The organism is Methylophilus sp. Leaf416, assembly GCF_001424665.1.
Classification (GTDB): Bacteria; Pseudomonadota; Gammaproteobacteria; order Burkholderiales; family Methylophilaceae; genus Methylophilus.
In genome coordinates this window covers 87,307-111,479 of the sequence record NZ_LMQS01000004.1, presented here as the reverse complement: position 1 = coordinate 111,479, position 24,173 = coordinate 87,307, and the positions used below count along the sequence as shown (strand labels likewise).

Annotated in this window: 21 protein-coding genes; 14 read left to right on the top strand and 7 right to left on the bottom strand. The window is 49.9% G+C overall.

Annotated elements, in window-relative coordinates:
• Positions 1-498 precede the first annotated feature (498 nt).
• The 7 genes from ASG34_RS10395 to ASG34_RS10365 all read left to right on the top strand — a co-directional run bounded on the left by ASG34_RS10395 (position 499) and on the right by ASG34_RS10365 (position 7,336).
• Positions 499-2,082 carry a Na+/H+ antiporter gene (locus ASG34_RS10395; protein ID WP_055830253.1) on the top strand — a complete coding sequence of 528 codons (1,584 nt, stop codon included), beginning with the start codon at positions 499-501 and terminating at the stop codon, positions 2,080-2,082.
• A 220-nt stretch (positions 2,083-2,302) separates the two neighbouring features.
• Positions 2,303-2,524 carry a hypothetical protein gene (locus ASG34_RS10390; protein ID WP_055830251.1) on the top strand — a complete coding sequence of 74 codons (222 nt, stop codon included), beginning with the start codon at positions 2,303-2,305 and terminating at the stop codon, positions 2,522-2,524.
• A 57-nt stretch (positions 2,525-2,581) separates the two neighbouring features.
• Positions 2,582-3,004, top strand: coding sequence for a YeeE/YedE family protein (locus ASG34_RS10385; protein WP_055830249.1), 423 nt, complete (start codon positions 2,582-2,584; stop codon positions 3,002-3,004).
• A 10-nt stretch (positions 3,005-3,014) separates the two neighbouring features.
• The gene (locus ASG34_RS10380) at positions 3,015-3,434 is read left to right on the top strand and encodes a DUF6691 family protein (RefSeq protein ID WP_055830247.1); all 420 of its coding nucleotides are present in this window, start codon (positions 3,015-3,017) and stop codon (positions 3,432-3,434) included.
• A 289-nt stretch (positions 3,435-3,723) separates the two neighbouring features.
• Positions 3,724-4,179, top strand: coding sequence for a (2Fe-2S)-binding protein (locus ASG34_RS10375; protein ID WP_055830245.1), 456 nt, complete (start codon positions 3,724-3,726; stop codon positions 4,177-4,179).
• 11 nt (positions 4,180-4,190) lie between these two features.
• Positions 4,191-6,353 (top strand): xanthine dehydrogenase family protein molybdopterin-binding subunit, encoded by a 2,163-nt coding sequence (locus ASG34_RS10370; protein ID WP_055830243.1) that lies wholly within the window; start codon positions 4,191-4,193, stop codon positions 6,351-6,353.
• Positions 6,353-7,336 (top strand): XdhC family protein, encoded by a 984-nt coding sequence (locus tag ASG34_RS10365; RefSeq protein ID WP_055830241.1) that lies wholly within the window; start codon positions 6,353-6,355, stop codon positions 7,334-7,336. The genes ASG34_RS10370 and ASG34_RS10365 overlap by 1 nt, the downstream gene beginning before the upstream one ends.
• Positions 7,337-7,361: 25 nt before the next feature.
• On the opposite strand, the gene ASG34_RS10360 is transcribed toward ASG34_RS10365, so the two are convergent.
• Both ASG34_RS10360 and ASG34_RS10355 read right to left on the bottom strand, forming a co-directional pair.
• Positions 7,362-7,982 (bottom strand): nucleotidyltransferase family protein, encoded by a 621-nt coding sequence (locus ASG34_RS10360; protein WP_235559771.1) that lies wholly within the window; start codon positions 7,980-7,982, stop codon positions 7,362-7,364.
• An 85-nt stretch (positions 7,983-8,067) separates the two neighbouring features.
• A complete protein-coding gene (locus tag ASG34_RS10355; protein WP_235559770.1) occupies positions 8,068-9,078 on the bottom strand; it encodes a S1 family peptidase in 1,011 nt (336 codons plus the stop codon).
• A gap of 218 nt (positions 9,079-9,296) precedes the next feature.
• On the opposite strand from ASG34_RS10355, the gene ASG34_RS10350 reads away from it, so the two are divergent.
• Together ASG34_RS10350 and sbmA are read left to right on the top strand one after the other, a co-directional pair.
• On the top strand, positions 9,297-9,644 hold the full coding sequence (locus ASG34_RS10350; protein WP_055830237.1) for a hypothetical protein: 348 nt from the start codon (positions 9,297-9,299) through the stop codon (positions 9,642-9,644).
• A gap of 147 nt (positions 9,645-9,791) precedes the next feature.
• Complete coding sequence (sbmA, locus tag ASG34_RS10345; RefSeq protein WP_055830234.1) at positions 9,792-11,024, top strand: peptide antibiotic transporter SbmA; 1,233 nt, start codon at positions 9,792-9,794, stop codon at positions 11,022-11,024.
• A 291-nt stretch (positions 11,025-11,315) separates the two neighbouring features.
• Here sbmA and ASG34_RS10340 read toward each other — a convergent pair whose 3' ends face one another.
• Complete coding sequence (locus ASG34_RS10340; RefSeq protein WP_235559769.1) at positions 11,316-13,478, bottom strand: sensor domain-containing protein; 2,163 nt, start codon at positions 13,476-13,478, stop codon at positions 11,316-11,318.
• On the bottom strand, positions 13,478-16,063 hold the full coding sequence (locus tag ASG34_RS10335; protein ID WP_055830233.1) for a chemotaxis protein CheW: 2,586 nt from the start codon (positions 16,061-16,063) through the stop codon (positions 13,478-13,480). Before ASG34_RS10335 ends, ASG34_RS10340 begins: the two co-directional genes overlap by 1 nt.
• A 351-nt stretch (positions 16,064-16,414) precedes the next feature.
• Between ASG34_RS10335 and ASG34_RS10330 the strand changes: the two genes are divergently transcribed.
• Positions 16,415-16,870 (top strand): DUF2721 domain-containing protein, encoded by a 456-nt coding sequence (locus ASG34_RS10330; protein ID WP_055830232.1) that lies wholly within the window; start codon positions 16,415-16,417, stop codon positions 16,868-16,870.
• A gap of 33 nt (positions 16,871-16,903) precedes the next feature.
• Here the strand turns inward: ASG34_RS10330 and ASG34_RS10325 are convergent, their stop codons facing one another.
• The gene (locus tag ASG34_RS10325) at positions 16,904-18,046 is read right to left on the bottom strand and encodes an HPP family protein (RefSeq protein ID WP_055830228.1); all 1,143 of its coding nucleotides are present in this window, start codon (positions 18,044-18,046) and stop codon (positions 16,904-16,906) included.
• A gap of 229 nt (positions 18,047-18,275) precedes the next feature.
• Between ASG34_RS10325 and ASG34_RS10320 the strand changes: the two genes are divergently transcribed.
• From ASG34_RS10320 to cobC, 4 genes are all read left to right on the top strand, one after another.
• Positions 18,276-19,736, top strand: a complete 1,461-nt coding sequence (locus ASG34_RS10320; protein WP_055830227.1) for a DegQ family serine endoprotease — start codon at positions 18,276-18,278, stop codon at positions 19,734-19,736.
• A gap of 108 nt (positions 19,737-19,844) precedes the next feature.
• Entirely contained in the window at positions 19,845-20,891 is a 1,047-nt protein-coding gene (gene cobT / locus ASG34_RS10315) for a nicotinate-nucleotide--dimethylbenzimidazole phosphoribosyltransferase (protein ID WP_055830218.1), read from the top strand.
• A complete protein-coding gene (locus tag ASG34_RS10310; RefSeq protein ID WP_055830216.1) occupies positions 20,888-21,685 on the top strand; it encodes an adenosylcobinamide-GDP ribazoletransferase in 798 nt (265 codons plus the stop codon). The genes cobT and ASG34_RS10310 overlap by 4 nt, the downstream gene beginning before the upstream one ends.
• On the top strand, positions 21,682-22,251 hold the full coding sequence (cobC, locus tag ASG34_RS10305) for an alpha-ribazole phosphatase (protein ID WP_055830214.1): 570 nt from the start codon (positions 21,682-21,684) through the stop codon (positions 22,249-22,251). Before ASG34_RS10310 ends, cobC begins: the two co-directional genes overlap by 4 nt.
• On the opposite strand, the gene cobD is transcribed toward cobC, so the two are convergent.
• Together cobD and cbiB are read right to left on the bottom strand one after the other, a co-directional pair.
• Complete coding sequence (gene cobD, locus ASG34_RS10300; RefSeq protein WP_055830212.1) at positions 22,241-23,233, bottom strand: threonine-phosphate decarboxylase CobD; 993 nt, start codon at positions 23,231-23,233, stop codon at positions 22,241-22,243. The genes cobC and cobD overlap by 11 nt on opposite strands.
• Positions 23,226-24,173, bottom strand: coding sequence for an adenosylcobinamide-phosphate synthase CbiB (cbiB, locus tag ASG34_RS10295; protein ID WP_055830210.1), 948 nt, complete (start codon positions 24,171-24,173; stop codon positions 23,226-23,228). Before cbiB ends, cobD begins: the two co-directional genes overlap by 8 nt.

The window sequence follows — 24,173 nt, the reverse complement described above, 5'->3', positions numbered from 1 at the left end:
GCGCAGTCAAAATAAGATACAAGGGAGCGACTATCTGAATCCCGCAGTAGCTCACGTTTTGTGTGAGCTACTAGGTTGAGTTTCGTGACCGCTTGGCCTAAGTCCGGCCAAGCAACGGACGAAAGTCCTAGGTCGAGCAACGCAGGAAACAAGCGGAAGCTAGGGTGTCTTTGCCTTCTTTCTTATGGACAAGCATAAGAAAGAGGGTCGCCTAGAGGCGAAAAGCAGTGTGTAACTATTGAAAGAAATACCGATCAGATTTCTAGCAAGTGCTGCAATTTACTGCAATCAACCTAACATTAAATGGGTCTTGATTTACTAGTGCAGGGCGCGTTTAATTCTGCATAAGCCAGCCACAAATGCAAAAAGCTTCCTGTGTAAACTCCTATTGCATCCTTGTCTGATACGCCAACTGAATGAAATCTAAAATCTTAAATTTAACTGTAATATCTATCCTGTGTCATTGTGCCAACAGCAGTTTTTCAAAATCGAAACAGTATGAGCAATGAATTCTATTTCAACCTGATTCTCTTCTTTCTAGTCGCCATTATCGGTCTCGAACTGGTGGCAAAAAAGTTACGTCTACCACCCGCCGTAGCTCAACTAGTCGGCGGCGCCGTCATTGCCTTTTTGCCTGGCTTGCCTGCGTTCGAGATTGATCCTGCCCTGGTGCTGGTAGTCTTTCTACCGCCATTGCTAATGGAGGGTGCCTATTTCACGGTCTGGCATGAATTCCGTCGTCACCTCACGGGCATCCTGTTACTCGCCATAGGGGCGGTGCTATTCACTACGCTCGTTGTTGGCCTCGCCTTGCATGCATTAAACCCTGGCCTGCCATGGGCCGCATGTTTTGCCCTTGGGGCGATTGTGTCCCCACCGGATGCGATTGCTGCCAAAGCCGTGTTACAACGGGTTGCGTTGCCTCGCAAATTACTGGTTTTGCTTGAAGGCGAAAGCCTGCTCAATGATGCCACTGGCCTGGTGCTATACAAGTTTTCCATCGCCGTCATACTGACTGGTGTGTTTTCCATGCAAAGTGCCTTGGTTGAATTTGTATGGCTGAGTGTAGGCGGTGTGGTGCTGGGGGCGGCGTTTGGTTACCTGGTCTACAAACTGCTGCGTTACCTGGAAGATACTTCACTCATGATTTTGGCTTCAGCGTTGCCTGGCTGGATCTGTTACGTGGTTGGCGAATACCTTGATGTTTCCGGCGTGATTGCCACTGTGACTTACGGCATGATACTGGGCTGGTATCAGCATGAAATCATGACCGCGACCGCCCGCAGGCGCGGTAGTGCTTTCTGGGAGATTATGATTTTCATTTTGGAATCGCTGGTGTTTATCCTGATTGGACTCTCCCTGCGCGGGGTGTGGGAGCGCATTGAGCATGCCGAGAAGTCTTGGGGTGCTTACAGTATTGAGGTATTGCTGGTGTTGGCTGCGGTCATCCTGTCGCGGTTCGTCTGGATCTTTGCCGTGGATGGCCTTGCCAGGTTATTTAAACAGCAATCGCACAAGCCGCATATGCAGGCCAACTGGCGCGAATCTTTTGTCAAAAGCTGGGCAGGCATGCGGGGTGTGGTGACGCTGGCGGCCGCGTTGGCAGTACCCGCGCAAGTTCCCGGCCGCGACCTGATGCTGCTTTCTGCATTCGCCGTTATTTTAGTGACAGTGCTTTTTCAGGGTACCACCATAGGCTGGCTGATTCGCGTGCTGAATATTAAACATACGGCCAATGAGCATGTCTATTTAAACGAGCCGCAAACCTGGGCCAAGCTTGAAGCGGTGCAATTTGCGGTGGTGAAAGCGCTGGCACACGATGAATCCGGAAAAGTAATTCATCCACGCTTGCTGGAACAATATGGTTACCGGGCCAATTTATCGCATACCTTGAAAGACTCGTATGCGCTACCTGAAGATGTGCGTAAAGCGCATTTTAATGTGGTGTTGGCGGCAGTGGCGGCAGGGCGGGAAGAGTTGCTCAAGTTGCATCGCTCAGGCCAGATTCATGATGAACTGCTGCATTTGATGGAGCGTGACCTGGATATCCAGGAAATCGCAGCCTTGCATACCCGTGGCTAAGTTTGGAGCAATCAGGCGTGAATCCACATTTTTTGTGGATAACTTTTAAGGTGGGCTGTGGGTGGAAGCTGTAAACTACTGATTGCACAAGGTAATTCAGCTGTGCTTAAAATAAGGGCGTTATTCAGTACTTGCCATAAACTTCTTCAGCAGGTGTTGTGTATTGTCGTCAAGCAAAACCCGGCGTAGCATAGAGTGAACATAACGTTAGGAGGCGGCGATGAAAAAGATTTTTTATATTGATTATCCGCAAGAGCATTTTGAAGGTCAGGCACACCGTTATCGCTGCGCATTTTGCAAACAGGAGACCACCAAAATCAACGGTCGCCTTGAAGGCCATTTGCCAGATTGCGAATATCGCGTGTTGCTGGAGAAAGCCGGTTTTGAATGCAACACCAGTAAATTCAGGCCTAATCTGGATACCACGGACGAAGAAGATTAGTGCTGGCTTTCCGCATTACAGCCAATAACAACAATACTTATTACTGAGGTCCGCACCATGACCACATTCACCCCCTGGCAATCGCTGATCGGCGGTTTGCTGATCGGTTTTTCCACCCTGTCATTAATCCGCTGGCTGGGTAAAGTCGCCGGCATCAGCAGTATTGTCGGGCAACTCTGGTCAAGCAAGCCCGATGACCGTGGCTGGCGGCTGGCATTTGTGATTGGCCTGCTGGTTTCCCCGTTACTCTACCAACTATTCTCGCCACTACCAGCCATGCAGATTGAAGCTGGCTTGCCTTTACTGATCGTGTCCGGCCTGCTGGTGGGATTCGGCACGCGCCTGGGTTCCGGTTGCACCAGCGGTCATGGCGTGTGCGGCTTGTCTCGATTGTCTTTGCGATCACTGGTCGCCACGCTCACATTTATGCTGGTGGCTATTGTTGTAGTGTGGGTCACCCGCCACTTGTTAAATTCGTAAGGAAACCTGCATGGCGAACTTGATAGCATTAATAGCAGGACTGGTGTTTGGCTTAGGTCTGATCATAGGCGGCATGACCAACCCGGCTAAAGTATTGGGCTTCCTGGATGTTGCCGGTGACTGGGATCCTTCACTGGCGTTTGTCATGATAGGCGCGATTGCCGTTGGCTTCTTTGCATTTCGCGACGCCAAACAGCGAAAGTGGAGCGAGCTGGGGGTTTCTATCGATTTGCCTGAGCGTACTAATATTGATCAACCTTTAGTGATAGGCGCAGTGTTATTTGGTATTGGCTGGGGCCTGGCCGGTTTTTGCCCCGGTCCCGCAGTGGCCGCAATGCTGATCGGCGGTAGTCAGGTCTGGATCTTTGTCGCGAGTATGCTGGCGGGGATGGGGCTGTATACACTGGCGACTAAATTGAAGTGGTTATAAAGCAAAAAATTCAAAGCGTTATTTCACATTAGATTAAGTATTCATCTGTGACCCAAATAGCATCGGCGTGATAGCTAAAGTGCTAAAACCGCATCGTACTTGATGCCTTTATTCCAGAATAAGCGCACTTTTTTAACACTTTTAAATTTCCAGTAAGTCATCGCTAAACTATTCATACATACACTCATGTATGTTAGGATGTTTTTGACAAGGATGAGACCCCACCGCAGGGTTTCGCGCACCAGCCGCATTTCTGTGGCTTTAGTCAGATACCAAGGAACCTTACCTCATGAAACTCAATATCAATGGCAAAGAAACAGAATTAAAAGTCAGCGATGATATGCCTATCTTGTGGGCTATTCGCGATGTCGCCGGGCTGACCGGCACCAAATTTGGTTGCGGTATGGCAATGTGTGGGGCCTGTACTGTACACCTGGATGGGCAGGCTATCCGGTCATGTGTGACCCCGGTGAGCGCTGCTGTTGGCAAAAAGATCACTACCATTGAAGCCATGCAGGAAGATAAAGTGGGCAAGGCGGTACAGACCGCCTGGCAGAAAATTGATGTGGTGCAATGTGGATATTGCCAGTCCGGCCAGATCATGTCCGCTACTTCATTGCTCAGGCAAAACCCGAAACCCAATGATGCCGATATTGATGCCGCCATGAGCGGCAATATCTGCCGTTGCGGTACTTATCAACGTATCCGTGCAGCGATTCACGAAGCTGCCGAAAAACTGGCTTAAGGAGAGAACACATGAACGATATGATTAATCTCTCCCGCCGTGGGTTTATCAAAAATACCGCCCTGGTCGCGGGTGGCCTGGTGGTGGCTTTCAGCATTCCGCAAGCGAAACGTTTTATGGGTGTGGCCAATGCCGCCGAGGCGCTGACATTGCCGGCGCCAAATGCCTTTTTGCGTATAGGCAAGGACGATAGTATTACCGTCATGCTTGCACACAGTGAAATGGGACAGGGCATCTGGACCACATTGCCTATGCTGATCGCCGATGAACTCGACGCTGACTGGAGCAAAATCAAGGTTGAGCATGCACCAGCTGCGCCTTCTTATGTGCATACCGCGTATGGCATACAGATTACCGGGGGATCTTCTACCACCTGGTCAGAGTTTGAGCGTTACCGCCAGGCAGGCGCGCTAACCCGCGCATTGTTGCTGCAAGCAGCAGCCAAACAATGGAAGGTACCGGTTGAAGGTTTGCGCACTGAAAATGGCTATGTTATCAATGGCACGCAGAAATTAAGCTATGGTCAATTGGTAGAAACTGCCAGCCAGCTGGAAACACCGAAAAATGTCACACTGAAAAAGCCGGAGCAATGGAAATATATTGGCAAACCGACCAAGCGTCTGGATAGTGCCGACAAAATTAACGGCACCGCCAAGTTCGGCCAGGATGTGCAGTTTGATGGTTTGAAAATCGCCATGGTCGCGCGTGCGCCAGTGTTTGGCACCAAACTCAAATCTTATGATGACAGTGCTACCCGCAAAATCCCTGGCGTCATTAAAGTGGTACAAGTGCCGACTGGCGCTGCAGTGATTGCCGAAAACTACTGGGCTGCCAAACAGGGCCGTGAAGCACTGAAACTGGTGTGGGATGAAGCGGCGCACGAACGGCCGGATACTGCACAATTGCTCAAGCAATATCAGGCATTGGCACAGAAGCCTGGCACACAGGCGGCCAAGGCCGGGGATATTGCCAGTGCCAGCAAAAAGGCTACGCAAACCGTGAGCGCCGAATACGTGCTGCCGTTCCTTTCGCATGCGCCTATGGAGCCACTCAATTGTGCAGTGAAAATCTCAGGGGATGGTTGCGAAATCTGGACCGGTACGCAGATGCAAACCACTGACCAGGCCTCAGCAGCCAAAATCCTGGGCCTGAAACCTGAACAGGTGAAAATCCACACGCAATTCCTCGGTGGCGGCTTTGGCCGTCGGGCCAATCCGCGTGCAGACTTTGTTTCTGAAGCAGTGGAAGTTGCCAAGGCAGCGAATATGCCGGTGAAAACCGTTTGGAGCCGTGAAGATGATATCAAGGGTGGTTTTTACCGCCCGATGTTCCTGCACCGCGCCAGTATTGCGCTGGATAAACAGGGCAAGCCATTGGCATGGCAGCACACACTGGTGGGCCAATCCATTATCAAAGGCACCCCGTTTGAGGGTGTCATGATCAAGGATGGTATTGATGCGACTTCGGTAGAAGGCATTGCCGATTCTCCTTATGTGAAAGGCACTGCAAATCACCAGGTGCACCTGCATTCCGTACAAAGTGATATCCCGGTATTGTGGTGGCGCTCGGTCGGCCATAGCCATTCCGGTTTCGTGATGGAAAGCCTGATCGACGAGCTGGCGCACGCGGCTAAACAGGATCCGCTTGCCTACCGTCGCCAGTTATTGAAAGATCATCCGCGTCACCTGGCGGCCCTCAATCTGGCAGCAGATAAGGCCAGCTGGGGCAAGCCATTACCTGCCGGCGTGTTCCGCGGTATCGCTGTGCACGAATCCTTCGGCAGCTATGTCGCACAAGTAGCGGAAGTCTCCGTTAAAGAAGGCGAAGTCAAAGTACATCGCGTCGTAGTGGCTATCGATTGTGGCTTGGCAGTCAATCCTGATGGTGTGCAAGCACAGATGGAATCGTCAGTTGCCTATGCGCTGGGCGCTGCCTTGACCAGCGAAATCAGTTTCAAGGACGGCAATGTGGCGCAATCCAACTTCCATGATTATCAGGTATTGCGCATGAAAGATATGCCCAGAGTAGAAGTGCATATCGTGAAAAGTAACGAGAAAATGGGGGGCGTAGGCGAGCCTGGCGTGCCACCACTGGCGCCTGCGGTGGCTAATGCCGTGTTTGCAGCGACCGGCAAACGCATACGCCGCCTGCCAATTGGGGATCAGTTAGCATAATGCAATCTTCTGATCAGGAAGTGCTGCAACGCGCCAGAGACTGGTTGCAACAGGGATATCGTGCGCATTTGTTCACTGTGATTCAAACCTGGGGGTCTGCCCCCAGGTTGCCAGGCGCTATCCTGGTAGTGCGTCAAGACGGCCATCTGGTCGGTTCGGTGTCCGGCGGTTGTATCGAAGATGATTTAGCCGATAAGGCCAAGCATCAAGAGCTACCTGTACAGCCAGCGATCATGGAATACGGCGTTAATCAGGCCGAGGCGCAACGGTTCGGTATTCCCTGTGGCGGCCAGATCAAGATTTTTTCTGAACCTCTTAATGATGCCTCACAATTAACGCCTATGCTGGAAAGCCTGGCGCAACGGCGATTGCTCAAACGCTCTGTCCATTTGCCAACCGGTGAAATCCGTCACGCATACGTATTGCCTGAAGGGCAACCACGCCTGGAAAATGATTGGTTCCATAGCTATTTTGGCCCGCAATGGCGCTTACTGATTATTGGCGCAAACCAGCTTGGCTCGGTACTGGCCGCCATGGCACAGGCGCTGGATTTTCACGTCATGATCTGTGATCCGCGTGAAGAAATGCGCGACGAATGGCATGTAGAAGGCGCTGACTGGTTGCCGGGTATGCCGGATGATGTGGTGCTGGAAATCTCCCCAGACCCGCATACCGCGATTGTTGCTGTAACGCATGACCCGAAACTGGACGATATGGCGTTATTGGAGGCACTCAAATCTGAAGCATTTTATATTGGTGCTTTGGGCTCGTTAAAAAACCAGGAAAAACGTAAACAGCGTCTGCGTACGTTTGATTTAAGTGAGCAGGAAGTCAACCGTCTGCACGGTCCGGTTGGTCTGCGTATTGGCAGTCGTACACCTGCTGAAATCGCGGTATCTATTTTGGCCGAGTTGATTCAGGAACGCTCGCAGGTACAGCAGGCAGGTATTCAGGCTGTAGATATTAGTCGCGCGGTTGCCTGAATTCAGTCGCTTGAAGGTTTATCATTCAAGCCTGACCAGGCAGATCAGCCAGGGTATCTATGTCGCGCAAAATGCCTTCATCGTCACAAGCCAGTAACACTATCTCATTTTGATGGGCACGCAGAATTTCTCGTGCGCCCTGATCGCCTTGAATCGCCAGCAATTCATTCTTAAACCTCGGCGAGAAACCTACCGGATGTCCTGCTTTACCATTGAAAACGGGCTGCACAATGGCGGCTGTCGCTAATAGATTCGCAATTTTTGTGATGGTGTGTGGCTGGATAAAAGGCATATCGGCCAGTGCGATGACAAAGCCCGAGGCCTGAGTGAATTTGGAGTCTGCGCTGAGTATCCCAAGTTTAAGATTATCAGCCATTTCTGCATTTTGATGCTTGCTCGGTGCTACATGATAACCAAGTGCCGCCAACATGCTTTGCAAAGCCAGATTTTCCTCGCGCACTACTGCAACCGAATGCGGTAACGCTTGCAGCAGCGCCTGTGCAGAAGCTTCAGCCACTGTTAGTCCGTTATTGAGTTTATGCAGTAATTTATCGTGCTCACCAAACCGGCGCGAAAAACCAGCGGCCAGCAAAATGCCCACCATGCCGGAATGAGCGGCAGCTTCAGTCGTATCTTTCTTATCCATTATTAAACCTTACCATTGTTGGCCATGGGATGGGAGCCACTAGATAAGAATGCTGTTTTACATGGCGTAAGAATGAAAGTGCTTGTTAATTGGTTTGCTTGAGCTTTGTGATTTGCTGTGCAATCAGCTCACCCTGCGCCTGGTCCAGTGACGAGACAGCAGGTTGCAATAACTCCAGCGCGTTGAGGTTTTTCTGCACAAAGGCAATTCGCGACAATGCCAGCATGGCATCCAGGTCGCGCGCATTGATGGCATAGGCTTTTTTGAAATCTTTTTCGGCTTGTGCCAGCTCCAATAACCCTTCTTCAGCCAGTCCTAAAAAATACCAGGCATCTGCCGATTCCGGTTCTTTTATGGTCCACTGGCTGGCAATGGTTTTTAAGTTTGCCCATTCCTCATTCTGGTAAGGAATCACCACTTGCATGAAAAAAGGCCTTTCTGCCATAGGCAATGCCCAGAAAGGTACTTCCATCGTTTTCAATGACATTACATCCGGCGTTTCCATCAACTCTTTAATCCACTCTACCGGTAAGCTATAGAAAAAGGCGTGATGACCAGGGCTTTTGAACGTGGTCAGGCCGATTAAATTGAAATTCTGGTCAAACAGGGCACCACCGCTGGAGCCCATCGCAAAAGAGGCACTCGAACGCACAATCTGGCTGCCATCATAAGGGTAAATACCTTTGATCGTCCCGTAAGAAGGTTGCGGCACCGGCGAACCAGCGGGGAAACTTAAGGTAAATACTTCTTCTTCATATTTAAGCGTTTTGCTCTCGCGCATTGGCACCGGTTTGAAAGGGAGCGGAGTAAATTTGAGCAGACATAAATCACGACGCCAATTGGCTTTCAATCCGGTCGGCTGATAACCATCCCGAAATTTGGCGATATTGGCACCATTGCTATTGGCAATCACATGGCAATTGGTGGCGACATATTCAGGGCTTACCACCACACCTGAACCACGGCCATTAGACCCACCCGGCATATCGGTAGTGACCATCACGATGGAGTGTCCTAACTCCAGTGTATCCACTATATCCGGCTGGGCTTGCGCACCGTTAATATTCAAGCCGATAGTCAAACAAAAAAGCGCCATGATTGGTTTCATGCAAGTCCCCGTTATCCGATGAATGCTACCTGTAAGTGTTGCTATGACTACTTTATTTAGTAAACGTTTTGCTGGTGCGTATTAAATTGTGAATTCTCAGTGCAGTGTAAGGGAATTCTTACAGGCAAATCGGACTTATCCTTCTTAAGACTACAACTATGCCCCTCTACCATTTCACTTCAAGTAATAAATAAGAGTTATTCAAGATGCACAATTCAAAATCCTATATGGTTCCGAAGATGATTTTTGCCAACGTTCTGGCCGTGATCATGATGACGTTTGAAGGCCACGCACCGGCAGAAATAAATGAAAAACCGCAAAAAGTGATTGGCGATCAACCTAGCCGTACCGGTAGTGTACAAGCCGATGGCTTGATGAAGGTTGCCGATACCAGCCAAAATGAGGCCATCGAGACTCAGGTTGAAAAAAAACCTGCAGTGGCCAAAAAACGTATGCACAATACCCGTCACGCAAACGCAAAAACACCTCGCATACAGTTGGTGAAGGCAAAATCAGCGCCGGTTGATTGTTGCTTCCGCGGATATCGTAGCTAGCAAAAGTGAATTAAATTGATCCTCCAAAAGCCTCCTTGTGAGGCTTTTTTCTTGTCAGTGTTTGTTATAAAAGCTTTTGAAAGTCATTCTTCTTGCGGCTAACTGTCAGAGGCAATACACTGGCAAAAAATCCATAAAGAAAACACCATGTTCAAATCCTTTTTCCCTGATTCCCGCTGGTTCTGGCCTTCTGTCATTTTATGGTCAGTGATTTGCTGCGGAGTATGGTTCGAGTTTTCCACCGCGATTGGCACCGCTGTTGGCCTGGATATGACTGAAAAAGAGCCAATCATTGGCCTTGGGCATTTTGTCACCGATTCTTTCAAGCTCTTTTATATCTTTTACGCGCTTAGTGTCACCATATTTGCTTTACTCTGGTTTACGCTGAAACCTAGCCGCTGGCAATGGTGGTCGATAGTCGGTTCTGCGTTTATTCTGTTTTCAACATACTATTCAGTACAGGTGACTGTTGCAATTAATAATTGGCGAAGACCATTTTTTGATCTTGTTCAAAAAGCACTTTCTGGACAGGCGAAAGTTCCAGCAAGTGAGCTTTACCTGTTAATGTTGAAATTCGCAGAAATCGCTTTCGTTGCAATTTTTATTTATGTGATCACGCGCTTTGTGGTCAGTCACTACATTTTTCGCTGGCGAACAGCTATGAATGACTTTTACACAGCTCATTGGTCCCAAGTACGCGAGATTGAGGGAGCTTCTCAACGCGTTCAAGAGGATACTATGCGATTTGCAACAACGATGGAGACTTTAGGCGTCTCATTTGTAGATGCGATAATGACCCTCTTTGCATTTCTCCCCATTTTGTGGAGTCTTTCAAAGTACGTTACAGAACTGCCATTAGTAGGTGTTATACCTTATCCTTTATTCATGGCGGCGGTTGCATGGTCTTTGTTTGGTACTTTTTTATTAGCATTAGTTGGAATCAAATTGCCCGGTCTTGAATTTAAAAATCAAAGAGTGGAGGCCGCATACCGCAAAGAGCTGGTTTATGGTGAAGATGATGAGCAACGTGCCCAACCAATGACACTGAAAGAATTGTTTTCTGACGTGAGAAATAACTATTTTAGATTGTACTTTCACTATATGTATTTTAACGTTGCAAGAATGTTATATATTCAAGCAGATAATATCTTTGTTTTTCTTATTTTAGTTCCTACAATTGCTGTCGGAAAAATTACTTTTGGCATAATGCAGCAGATACTTAACGCATTCAACCAGGTAAGCAGTTCGTTCCAGTATCTGGTGAATTCATGGACAACCATTGTTGAGTTGCTATCTATTTATAAACGTTTGACCGCATTTGAGGCAGCCATTAAAAACGAAGCTCTGCCAGAGATAGAATTAGAACAAACAACGGCTTAGTTCGTAATATTAAAGGCTAGCTAGCATTGCTTAGTCGTTCTGATGGCAATAACAAAACTAAATCTAAATCTCTCTTTCATGCAAAGGTTAAAGTTTTGAAATGGCTGACTAGTTAGGTAATAGGTTTTATAGAGCATGCTCTATGAACCCCTATACCTCTGCCAGAATAACGAAAGGTGTTTAGATCCTTTGACAGTCTGCCCTGTATTTTGACTAAGTAAGCTTTACAAACGCACACTGAAAGTGGTGCGAAACTCGCGTGATGGCAGCGATACAAAATAATAGCCAGTTTTACCTGGCCACTCTCTGCATATGATCAAACTTCGGCTGTTGCTCCCGCATAAACTCTGTCAAAGCCTCTTCCGATAACGGTCGGCTGTAATAATAACCTTGCCCGACATCGCAGCCGCTATGTAGCAGAAACCGGTGCTGGTATTCTGTTTCTATCCCTTCTGCGGTGACCGATTTATGCAAGCTTTTACCTAGGTTAATCAGCGCCAGCAGAATATTGCCGTTGGTCACGCTTTGCTCAAGGTCTTGCACAAAAGCTTTGTCGATTTTCAGTTCATCAATCGGATAGTTTTTGAGGTATGCCATGTTGGAATAGCCAATGCCAAAATCATCAATCGCGATACATACACCCAATCGTTTTAACTGCTCAAGCGTACGCGTAAACATGGCTTCATCTTTGAATCTTGCATTTTCTGTGACTTCAAGCGTCAATAAGTGTGGCGGTACCCTTTCCTGACGTAACACTCTTTGCACAGTTTCGACCAGGTTACCACGCAAGAACTGTATCGGAGATACATTCACTGCGATAGGGACCAGGTAGCCCCATTCAGTCTGCATGGATTTAATTTTCTGGCAGGCGGTTTGCAGCACCCATTCACCAATCGCAAAAATGTGCCCGGTTTCTTCCGCTACCGGGATGAATTCGTCTGGCGGGATCAATCCCTTTTCAGGATGCTGCCAGCGGATTAACGCTTCCAGGGCACTGATATTGCCATGCTGCATATTGAGTTGTGGCTGGTAATACAGCATCAGTTCACCGCGCTGCAAAGCATGGCCGAGACCATATTCAATTTCGTTGCGTTCACCAAGCTGTTGCGCCAGGGTGCCGCTGAACATCTGCACTTTATTTTTGCCGGCATTTTTGGCGCTGTAGAGTGCCGAGTCTGCGCAACTGAGCAGGGTGTCGATATCTTTGGCATGGTCGGGGTAAATACTGACGCCGACACTGCATGTCATGTTAAACACGTAGTCGCCAATTTCAATTGGCAGCGAGATCGCTTCCATGACACGGGCCAGTAATGGCTCGGCATCTTCGCCATCACGTAAACCGGGGTAAAGCATGACAAATTCATCACCACCAAAACGCACGATCGCGTCGCTGGGACGCGTGCTCTGTATCAGCCGTTGCGCAACATTTTCCAGCATTTTATCGCCGGCGCGATGTCCGAGGGTGTCGTTAATCAGCTTGAAGTGGTCGAGGTCAATAAATGCAATCGCGATTTTGCGTTGCATTTTATCGGCTTCGGCAATCAGGCTGGCGAGTTTGCCGCTGAAGGCATGGCGATTGAGCAAGCCAGTCAATTTGTCGGTGACGGCTAACTGGTGAATTTGCTGTTCATGGTTTCTGCGGTCAGTAATGTCTTCTACTGTACCTTCGTAATACAGGATATTGCCAACGGTGTCATACACCGCGTGTGCATTCTCTGAGATCCAGATCGCTTCGCCGTTGTGCCGGTAAACCTCGGATTCAAAGTTTTGCACGCGGCCATAAGTGCTGATGGCCTGAGTGAATTCACTACGGCGGCTTTCAGCAACATAAAGCTGGGTACTGATATTGTTGAGGTCGCTGATCAGGTCGGCGGCAGATGCGTATCCATACAGGTTGGCCAATGCCTGGTTGGCATTCAGGTAAGTGCCGGATTCTGTAGTCTGGAACATGCCCAATGTTGAATTATCAAACATGGAGCGGTATTTTTGCTCGGTGCTGAATAGCGCCTGTTCAATCCTTTTGCGACTGCTGATATCCTGGATAATGCCTTCTAGCGCGACCGGCTCGCCATCCTCGTCAAACACACCGCTACCGCGTTCAGCCACCCAGACGAAGTCGCCGCTGGCCCGCACAATACGATACTCCAGTTGAAATCGTTCGCGTTTTTCCAGGGCTTCGGCGATGGTGATCCGCACCCTGTCACGATCATCAGGATGCGTCATGCTTTCATAAGAAATATCCTTATTGAGCAATAACTGAGGCGGTGTATAGCCAGTCAGCGTCTCGCAGCCTTTGCTGACATAGATCATGGTCCAGCTGTCGTCATACAGGCAACGGTAAATCATGCCATCCAGGTTATCCAGCAGCGTATCCAGCAGCCTTTGCTGTTGCGCAGTGAGCAAGGAGTCCATGATGTCGTTTTGCATAATGCCGAGTATGGTTTGGCTGTTCATCAGACAAACACCTGTTCTTCCTGCCTGAGGCTGCGTACGGTGAGCGCCTTGTCCCATAAACTTTGCGGGGAGACCAAAGTCAGCATGCTGTTCTGAGCAATGTTGGCAATCGCGATGCCCGGGTTATGGCTGACGCCTTTAAACAGCGAGGTCAGTGGCTGAATCTGGTTGGGCGAGAGATATGGGATTTCCCCCAGAGCCGAAACGAATACGCCAAATTTCAGCGAAGAGGTTTTATCTTCTATCACGATAATTTGGCGGTACTCGGTAGAGTAATGCGGGTGGCCAAGCATGCGCGCGAGGTCAATGACTGGGATTACCTCGTCACCGTAAGCATGCATGCCGGCAATAAACGGTGCCGCCTCCGGTAGCGTGCGTAACTGGCCTTCGTCAATCGCCTCACGTACAAAACTGGTTTCAATGCCCATCCAGGTGTCGGCCACGTAGAAAGTGGCGTATTCCTGAGATTCTTTGCCGGACTGCAAGAACAGGTTGGGATTAAATTTGTTATGGATCACTTCCGATTCCGCGCGTATGCGTTGATTAATCTCATCCACTTTACCCAGTGGTGTAAAAATCAGCGCAATTACCTTGTTGCGATAGTTATCCTTTGCGCCTTTATATTCGCGATAACCATAAGAGGCATGCGCACCAACGGCATAATAGGTATTGTGGTAAATGGCGATATCAAACAATTGCTCGCCTTCTTTCAGTTTGTCTATGGCAGGCATGAGTTCGAAATTATCACCAACCATAATTTCCTGATAGGTGCTGGAAATTACGCTGAGCTGGTCACTCACAAACACGGTAAAACTTCCTGCAACCGGCGCATCATCACTATCGCGCGGCACCACATCTTTCAACATGGCCTGGAATTGTGGTGTGCTATCAAACACAATCGCTATGCCACCAACAATGCTGTTGTTATCCAGATGCCGGATCGGTGCGGCATAAATGTAAGTAAACTGGTCGTTGTATAAAGACGTTTTTTCAAAGGCGGAAACCACATAATCCTGCGTCGACAGGCAGCTACGCGTTCGGCCCACCCATTCATCTTGCAACTGCGTGCCAAGCAGATGCTCATAGTGGCGATTTGAAACAGCCATGACCTCGCCCTGGCGGTCAAACACAATCAGGTTATCATACACGGTATATAGGCTATTGATATAGCGCAGGGTGTCGGAGATCTTGCGCTGATCATCCTTGGTCAACTGGCTTTGGCCTAGCAACTCCCTGAAACTGTGAGTCAGTGCCCACCAGCGGACATCGTTGGCGCGCTCATACAGGTTGCGGTCCATGATATCCACCGCCATTTGTGCGCAAAAACTGGAGTTTTCCAGCATTACTGAGACCACGGTCTGGTATAGCTCAGAGACCATCTGCTCAATAATCTGCTGCGTTTTGTGACCGGTATTGCTGATCTCGCACAGCAGGGTTTTGGAGAAGTTTTTCTGCTGGGTATCCACATAGTTGCTTTGCCAGATATTGCCGTTCCACACCGACTGGTTAAGTTTGCTCTGGATACTGGCTGCCTGTTTCGGAATATTCAGCAAGCTGTCCGAGAAAATCAGCGGGCTGCGCATCACCTTGCGCAGGGTTTCGCCATCTATATGCGCCACCATTTCATGCATACTATGGCGGAAGGCATACTCAAGCGGAATCATGGCCTGGCCTAACCAGCCTGGCCCCAAGTAGCCTTGGTAGCCTTCTGAATGTTTGGTCACGCACAAATATTCACGGCCGGAGAAGCGGCTGATAAACCAGTCCTGGTCTGGCTCGGCACAGATTTTTGCACCCAGTGGAATCTGGTAAACATCGCTGGAGGCAATCACATTGCGCTCTTCATCCAGCAAGATGCCTATGGTCCAGTCATGTTCGGGAATCAGGTTGTGGAAAATCGTATCCAGTTCATTCACAAACTTGAAGCTCAGGCATAACACTCCCAGGGATCTTTTGTCATCCTTGCTACGCACTTCGTGTGCATAAACAAGTGATTTGTACGTGCTGCCGTTAATCACCGTTTCGTAAAAACGCTCGATGTACGGCTCTGAAGATTGCTGAGCCAGCGCCACGATAGGGTGGAAATGATCAAGTATGGTCTGGCTGGCATCCAGCTGGTGGATTAGTTGCCCCTGGCTGTCGAACAGCACGATATTCTCGTATACGGTGTATTTTTTCTGGTATTCCTCAAAGCGGAAGCAAATTGCATCGTGTTCCTCATCGGTCATTGTGCCTTGCATATAGTGCGATAAATAATCTCGCACATCATCATCAGTTGCAAAAAAACCAATGTCCGCCGTACGCTCAAACAGGTTGCGTACCAGCAGATTGATAATTTCAAACGCTTTGGAAGATAGCTGTGCCGCTGTTTTGCGTAAGGTCTCCTGTGATAAATGCTGCAGTACATCGTTAGAAATCGTATTAAACGCACTGCGGGTATGCTCCATTTCAGACCCGGTGCCGGAAAGCTGGGCCATTAATGCCAGACTGTCCCAGGCGTGTTGAAGCTGGTAAATTCGTGAGCGAAAATCATTAACTTGTTTGAAATGGCTGGTGAGATCATCGGTAAGGGGCTGCTTGTACATGAAACACTTTCAAAAAACATCGAATATCCGATGCTTCTACAGCAAGAACGGGACCTGAAACCGCGATGAAATTGAGCGAATAAGCAGTCAAAACGGCCGTTTTTCTTTGCTTCAGCTCTGAAAATACGGGATTTTTCACATATTTAGTATTCGATAAAGCCTACAATTGACCTTTATTACGGTTTTCCAAGCGTGGTTGCACTTTCATGGGGCGATAACTCCCCTTATTGGTGCAGAAATATAGCAATAAATGTAAAAATTCGTAGGGAAAGTTTATCTCCAGATATGGGCATAAGAACTGCTTATCGGAGAAGGAGGAACCCTCTATTTTTGAAAGGAAAAATAAACTTCATGATTGGCAGCGCATTTGAGATTCATAATGTCTCTGGAGCCATCCGCGATGCAGTAGCACCGGTGTTTTTGCTTACTGGTATTGGCTCTATCCTGGGTGTACTGATCGGCAGGCTGGGACGCTCGATTGATCGTGCAAGATTTCTGACCGATGCACCAGAAGAAAAACGAGAACGCTTTAAGGATGAATTGAAGATTATCGTACGAAGGACCAAATGGCTGCGCCGGGCGATAGGCTTGGCGACCTTTGCCGCGCTGTGTATTTGCGTTTCGATTGCCAGCATGTTTCTGTCAGTGGAGACCGGCGTGCGCCTGTCACATCTGGTGATGATTTCTTTTATTGTCTCGATGGCTTCGCTGATATTGTCTTTGCTATGTTTTTTGCGGGAGATTGTTCTGGCCTCACGCGAAGTGATCGTGCCATACAAGCAAATGGAAAAGTCGAAGAAACTTTAATGTGCTTAGTACTGGCTTAAAGTAAGGAAGAGCTTAGCGATATAGCGCACGGATAATATCAGTCTGGGTCAGGATACCCACCAGCTTATTATGCTTGTCAACCACCGGTACCAGTTGCAAATGATGGCTGGTCATCAGAGGGATGGTATGCATGAGGTGCATATTTTCCAGAATAGTAATCACCGGAGTGGCCATGATCTGGCCGACTACTTCCGGTTTGCTGCTATGGGTGGTCGGTGACCAGCGGATCAGCTTTTTAAGTGCCGGTGCCACCTGGTTAAATTTTTCGGGTTTGGCGTGCTGCATAAAGTCCGCCACACTCAATAAGCCAATCACCAGGTTGGCTTTATTCACCACCGGGATGGCCGGCTCAGATTGTTGCAACAATGTTTGCCAGGCATCTTCCAATGTATCGCCAAACTGTAAGGTATCTGTCACCGGACGCATCACATGCCGGCACTCAATTTCTTCCAGTTTGCGGTGATAGGCAATCAGCTCGGTTTGTTGCAGCAGTGCCTGCAAGCTGTCCGGACTGATATCCAGTACTTCATGAAATTGCCCTAACGCTGCCTGTAAGTCTTCCTGCCGGAAACCGAACTGGTAATTCATGTGCTCGGGCCCAGCAGGCTTAGTATCGATTTGCAGCGCAGGGTAGCGGTAGCCAGTCAGGGTATGGTATAGCCAGGCGGACAATACCAGTAACGCGCTATTTGCCAGTACCGGCCACAAAATAAATGTATACCCCAGCTGATAAACTGTTTCACCACCAAGCACTGCGGTCAATGCCACCGCGCCACTTGGCGGATGCAGGCAACGCAAGGCAAACATCATGGCAATCGCTGACAGCATTGCCAGGGCAGCGGCATAGGCAATATGGGCCGGCAATAAATGGGCAAAGAAAACGCCACAGAGTGCCGCCACCGTATTGCCCGCTAGAATCGCCCATGGCTGGGCAAGCGGGCTGGATGGCAAACAGAACAGGATGACTGCCGAAGCCCCCATAGGAGCGATCAGGAAAATAGCGGTGAGCCAGTCACCCGGTAAAGCAGCATGGGCCATCAGGCCTGTGCCTAGAATGCCTAAGCCGGCACCGAATGCGGCACGTGCGTGATCACGCAGCGAGCCAGTGACAGGACGAGGCCAGTAGGGTTTCAAAAACGCGGGGATAGCAGGCATGAGCGAATACGACACTGCGAGTGCATAATGAAAGTTGGCAGTGTATCACGCGCACGGCCTGTGACAGGCGCGCGAGGCCATGTTTGCAAATCCAGATCGTGATACATGAGGATACAAATTCCCGGAAACTTCGCAGCGAATTTTTTGCTCTTACGCACAGAAAGTGTTTTTAGTTATTTATCCAAACACTCAAACTAAGCAAAAGTTAAGTCTGAAAGGAATCAAATTTATGCAGGCATTTATGCAATCAAAACTCACTCATTGGGTCAGCGTACCACTGGCTATTGCAGCGCTGTTTGGTGCTGGCTATTGGGTAAAAGGCAATACGCTGGTGAATCATGCGGAGGCCACCGCACAGGTTGCCGCGAAAACCATCTCTAGCCCTAGCGCATACATTACCTTGCCAAATTTCGCCACCATTGCCGATAGCCAGGGCGCGGCAGTGGTGAATATCAGCGTTACCGGTACCGTTAAAACCAGTGGCATCCCGGGCATGGATCCGAATGATCCCATGTATGAATTTTTCCGCCGTTTCCAACCTAATCAGCCACAAACCGAAACACCTATGAGCGGCATGGGTTCTGGCTTTATTGTGAAGCCGGAAGGCGTAATCCTGACCAATGCGCATGTGGTCGACAAGGCCGATGAAGTGATCGTCAGGTTGACTGATAAACGTGAATTCAAAGCCAAGGTCATTGGTGTCGATAAACTGACCGATGTGGCCGTACTGAAAATTGATGGTAAAGACTTGCCTACCGTCAAAATCGGCAGCACTAAAAACAGTCATGTCGGCGATTGGGTAGTGGCGATTGGCTCTCCATTCGGCTTCGATAATACCGTCACTGCCGGCATTATCTCGGCCAAATCCCGCGCCTTGCCGGATGAAGGCTACGTCCCGTTTTTGCAGACGGATGTGGCGATCAACCCCGGTAACTCAGGCGGCCCACTGTTTAATCTGAATGGTGAGGTGATTGGTATTAACTCGCAAATCTATAGCCGCAGTGGCGGTTACCAAGGTTTGTCATTTGCTATTCCTATCGATGTCGCCATGGGTATTGAGCAACAATTGCTGGATAAAGGCAAAGTCAGCCGCGGCCGACTTGGGGTAGGTGTGCAGTCTATCAATCAGGACCTCGCAACTTCATTCGGCCTGAAAACCAACAGTGGTGCGCTGGTCAGCAATGTTGAGAAAAATGGTCCGGCCGATAAAGCCGGGTTGGAGCCTGGGGATGTGATCCTGAAATTCAATAATCAGGTGATAGACCGCTCCAGTGACCTGCCGCCAATGGTGGCAAATATTGTGCCTGGTAGCACGGTCAAGATGGAAGTCTGGCGTAAAAAACAACTCAAAACCCTGAGTGTGCGTGTGGATGAAATGCAAACTGCCAAAGCTGCTCCATTGATTGCACCTGACAATAAACAGGCCAAGCTTGGTGTCAGTGTGCGCCCGCTAACTTCGCAAGAGCTGGCGCAAGTGCAAGTCAAGCAAGGCCTGCTGGTAGAGGAAGTAGGCAAAGGACCTGCTGCCAATGCGGGCATCCAGCCGGGTGATGTGATTCTTGCAGTGAACGGTGACCAGGTCACCAGCGTGACGCAACTGCATGAAAAATTACTGCCGAACAGCAAAAATATTGCACTACTGGTCATGCGTGGAGACAACAAGATTTATGTGCCGGTGAAGATTAGCTAAGTTGAATATTGCCATCCCTCTCTCAGCCCAGCCTACGCGGGGCTTTTTTATGCTGGATGCCAACGCGTCTATCTGACAGGCGGATATTTCATCGGGTAGAATAACTGCATGCAAACATTCCAGATTGAATCGACAAAAAACGAAACGCTGCAAGCTGCGCTCATACAGAAAATCAACCAGAAAACCAAACCGTTAGGTGCACTTGGGCGGCTGGAAACGTTGGCTTTGCAACTTGGGCTGATCCAGAAAACTGAACATCCGGCTTTGCAACAGCAAACCATGCTGGTGTTTGCCGGTGACCATGGCATTGTGGCCGAAGGCGTTAGTCCGTATCCGCAAGCGGTGACGGCACAAATGGTGCTGAACTTCCTGAATGGTGGCGCTGCAATCAATGTTTTCGCGCGCCAGCATGACTTTCAGTTGCATGTGGTGGATAGCGGCGTCAATGCCGTTTTTGAACCGCATCCGATGCTGATTGATGCCAAGCTCGGCATGGGCACGTTGAGTTTCCTGCATCATCCGGGGATGACGCGTGAAGAGGCTGCGCAAGCCATTGCCCGCGGCGCTGAAATCGCCCGTGATGCGATTGCCGAAGGCTGCAATGTAATGGCGCTGGGCGAGATGGGTATTGGGAATACATCCAGTGCCAGTTGCCTGATGAGTGTGTTGTGCAGTTTTCCCTTGCATCAATGTGTAGGCCGCGGTACCGGCCTCAGCGATAAAGGTCTGGATCATAAACTATCGGTGCTGACCAACGCATTGCAAAAGCATCATGTCGATGCCAAAGACCCTTTGCAGGTGCTGGCAGTTTTTGGCGGGTTCGAAATCGCCATGATGGTCGGCGCCTTGCTCGCAGGAGCTGAAGCACGAGTCACGTTGCTGATTGATGGCTTTATTGCAACTTCTGCACTCTTAGTTGCTGCCAAACTTTATCCGCAAGTGCTGGATTATTGCGTGTTTGCGCACTGCTCGGATGAAAACGGTCACGGCAAAATGCTGGAACACCTAAAAGTGCAGCCATTGCTGCATTTGTCATTGCGCTTGGGCGAAGGAACCGGCGCCGTGCTGGCGTATCCCTTGTTACAATCTGCGGTGGCTTTCCTCAATGAAATGGCCAGCTTTGAAAGTGCTGGCGTCAGCGGGAAAAGCCAGTGAACTGGAAATTGCAATGGCGCTATTTCCAGCTGGCAGTCGGTTTTTTTACCCGTTTGCCAGTGCCAACCTTGCCCGACTTTCAGGAATCTGAATTAAACCACGCCGCGCGTTATTTCCCGCTGGTTGGCTTATTGGTTGGCCTGATTGCCGCCATTGTGTGGTGGCTGTCGTCGTTACCCTTCCCGCCCGCCATCGCGGTGTTGGCCAGCATGGCCGCCAGCATTTACCTGACGGGTGCTTTTCACGAAGATGGCCTGGCTGACAGTGCGGATGGGTTAGGCGGCGGGTTAACCCGTGCCCGCAAACTGGAAATCATGAAGGATTCGCGCCTGGGTAGTTACGGCGCCATTGCGCTGATCGGTATGCTGGTATTCAAATTTCAGGCACTGGTTGCATTACCTGCAGCAGTATTACCATTTGCGCTGATTGCCGCACACGCCTCAAGCCGCCTGGCAGCGGTATATCTGATGGCGAACATGACCTATGTCCGTACTACCGGAAAATCCAAACCACTCGCCACCAGCCCAACGCGCAATGACCTCTGGTGGGCCAGCGTATTCGGCTTGTGGATATGGGTCGGCTTTGCCGCACTGTTATGGCTGAATCATTCCGGGCTGGCTTCCTTGCAATTTTTATTGCTGACTGAATTGCCTGTGGTCCTGGTTTGGTGGTGGTGGCGGGCCTTATTGGTCAGACATCTGCAAGGTTATACCGGTGATACCCTGGGTGCCATGCAGCAGCTGACTGAACTGGCTTTTTATCTTGGCTTACTGGCCTGGAGCCGATTGATATGAAACTTACATTGATCCGCCACACGCGCCTGCAAGTACCTGACGGTGTGTGTTACGGGCATAGTGATATTGATGTGTCAGCCAGTTTCATGGATGAACTGGAGCGGTTGCAAACCAAATTATCCGGTGAGCAGTTTGATGCCGTATACGCCAGCCCGTTGCAAAGGTGCAGCAAACTTGCACATGCACTTGGGTTTGATTACCAGATTGTGCACGACGACCGGCTCAAAGAACTGCATTTTGGCGACTGGGAAATGCTGGCCTGGAGCGATATTCCGCGTGAATTGTTTGATGTATGGGCGCAAAATTATGCTGATCTGGCGCCGCCGAATGGCGAAACATTTGCTGCATTGCAACAGCGCGGCATAGCCTTTATTGATGAGTGCTTACAGAATCATGTGAACCAGCATATCCTGGTGGTTACACATGGCGGGATGATACGCGCGCTGATTGCGCATGCATTGAATATGCAACTCAAAGGGCTGTTCAGGTTCCAGGTCGATCATGCCAGCGTGACGCGGATAGATTTTTCAGGCACGGTACCGAGAATTGAATTTGTTAATCGGTAATTCTCACACTCGCCTTGGCCAGTGCTTGTTCCAGCCTGGACCACTCGGTTACTGGCGGCAACCCAAATCGTAATGCCTGCGGCGACGCAAAGTAACGCGTCCAGACGCCTTCTTGTGCCAGGGCATCCTGCAGCTGATGGCTCGCAGGATGCTGCACATATTGAAATAAATCTGTACCGCCAACCGGATTAAATCCGTATTGACTAAGCAATTGCAGTAACCGCCTGGATTGCGCAGGCAAGTGTGCACGCATGTTTTGCTGCCAGTCAGTATCTTCCAGCGCTATCTGTGCGATATGACCGCTAGCGCCGGCGATTGTCCATGGCCCGAGTAAAGATTCAACCTGCGCCAGCGCGACGGGTTCCCCCATCAAAAAACCTACCCTTAGCCCCGCCAGCCCGAAAAATTTGCCTAGCGAGCGCAATATCCATAATCCTGGCTGACCGCTATGACTGGCGATGCTTGATTGCGGTGTGGTATCCATAAACGCTTCATCAACCACCAGCCAGCCGCCACGCGTAGCCAATTGCGCATGCCAGTCTAAAAGCATATTAACCGGATACAACTGACCGGTTGGATTGTTAGGATTACATAGCAGCAGTACGTCAGCGGTGCTCAGGAGATCGCTATCCGGTTGCTGCTCAAAAAATTGCACATCATGACCGGCACGTTGCCAAGCATGTGCATGTTCCTGATACATGGTGCGCGGCATGGCAACCCGGCAAGCCGGACGCAATGAGGGCAACACCTGCAATGCGGCCTGAGAACCTGCGCATGGCAGAATATGTGTCGCTCCATAATAGCGACGGGCAGCTGTTTGTAAGCCGTCATCCGTGGCTGGCAAGCGCTGGAATAGCGCAGGCGCCAGAGCTGGGATCGGAAAGTGCTGCGGGTTAATACCGGTCGATAAATCCAGCCAGTCGTTCACCGGTATGCCATATTTGGCTGCTGCTTGCAGCAGGTTGCCGCCGTGTTCAAGCATAAGCGATAGCTCCAATCAGCACGGCAATTGCCAGCCAGGAATATAGCCCGGCACTTACCAAGCGTAATGCGCGAGGGATATCCTCTAAAGTTGCTTGTTTATCAGTCCCCAATGCGGGACGTTCATGCCAGACACCATGATAGCGGGCACGCCCGCCGAGGGCGACATCCAGTGCGCCAGCGCCGGCAGACATCACCGGTCCGGCATTCGGGCTATCCCATTGTTTCGCCTGGGTGCGCCAGGCATGCAATGCTTTTTTTGTACTGCCCAGTAGTGCGTAGGTGAGTGCCGTCAAACGGGCAGGGATGTAGTTCAAAACGTCATCCAGCCGCGCTGCGGCCCAGCCAAAATAGTAGTACTGGCTGGTTTTATAGCCCCACATGGCATCCAGCGTATTTGCCAGCCGGTATAACAATGCACCAGGCCCACCTGCCAACAGAAACCAGAACAATGCCGCAAACACGCCATCACTGCCGTTCTCAAGCACCGATTCTAGCGTGGCAGACACAGGTTCAATCGCTTCTTTGTCGCGGCTGACCATGTATGAAGCGGCGAGTTGCGCTTGTTGAAGATTGTTATTTTGCAGCGCGGAATACACTGCCAATGCATGTTGCCGCAAACTTTTGTGGCCGATGGCAAAGTAAAGCAAATAGCCATGTACCAGCCAGCCCACATTGGACTGCGCCAGCAGGAAGGCAAAATAGGAGATTGGCAAAACAGCAATTATCCATGCAAATAAACCAACCACACGTTGCGAGATGTTTGGTTGAGATGCCACTGGATTGAAACGGTTGCTTAAATCATTGGCGATGCGGCCAAACCCAACCAGCGGATGCCAGCGCTCAGGTTCTCCCAGCCAGCGATCAAGCGCAACCGCGCCGCAGGCAAGCATGGCGAGTATGAGATAATCGGCGGATGGATAAACAGGCAGTAAAAACAT